Here is an 849-nt window from a genome sequence, read left to right as displayed (position 1 = left end):
CCGCCGCGCACGGGGGCCGGTGGCCCGCCGTGGTGGCGGTGTTCCCGCCGGAGGTGCCGGTGTCGCGTCCGCAGGTGTACACGGCGCTGACCCGGGCCACACGGCACGTGTCGCTGGTGGACGCGACCGGTGGCGGCTTGGCGACGGGCGTGCGGGAGAACGCGGCGAAGGAGCGGACGACCCGCCTGGCGAGGGTCCTTCGGGAGGGGTAGGACCGTAGGTCAGGAACTGTGCTCCCCACACACGCGGGGATGGCCCCACCCTAGGAGAGGGACATGGCGGACAACGTCAGTGCTCCCCACGCACGCGGGGATGGCCCCACGTCGGCGAGGAGAGCGGCGGTGGGGCGCTGGTGCTCCCCACGCACGCGGGGATGGCCCGGCCCACAGGCTGGCGACCGAGGTCTCGGGGTCGCGCTCCCCACGCACGTGGGGATGATCCCACCGCGATCACCGACATCCGGGGCACCCTCAGGTGCTCCCCACACACGTGGGGATGGTCCGCTGCCCCGTACCCACAAGGGGAAGACCGCCAACGTGGCCCCACGCACGCGGGGATGGCCCCACGTAACCGTCCGGGATATCGCGGCCCGGGTCGTGCTCCCCGCGCACGCGGGGATGGTTGTCCACAGGCGGAGGCGGGGGCTTGGTGACGGGTGAGAAGGCCCGTCAGACTGGATTTGGGGGCGCGTGACACGCTCACGAGCGGCTCGGACGCCCCCGAAATCGAGCCTAGTCAGCCCGCCACGCCCCGCACCAGCGGTACTTCTCCCCTGTGGACAACCATCCGTCTCACCCCATGCGGGGACGGCCCCTCATGTCCCCGCGGTCTCGGACGGCTCCTCCAGCA

At 72.6% G+C, this 849-nt stretch carries 1 pseudogene; it reads left to right on the top strand.

Features of this window, described 5'->3' with window-relative positions:
• Positions 1 to 212, top strand: a pseudogene (locus D455_RS30565) (helix-hairpin-helix domain-containing protein); the annotation flags it as partial.
• Between the last annotated feature and the right edge of the window lie 637 nt (positions 213 to 849).

This window comes from Nocardiopsis halotolerans DSM 44410 (assembly GCF_000341065.1).
Classification (GTDB): Bacteria; Actinomycetota; Actinomycetes; order Streptosporangiales; family Streptosporangiaceae; genus Nocardiopsis; species Nocardiopsis halotolerans.
This window is presented reverse-complemented; position numbering and strand designations above follow the sequence as displayed.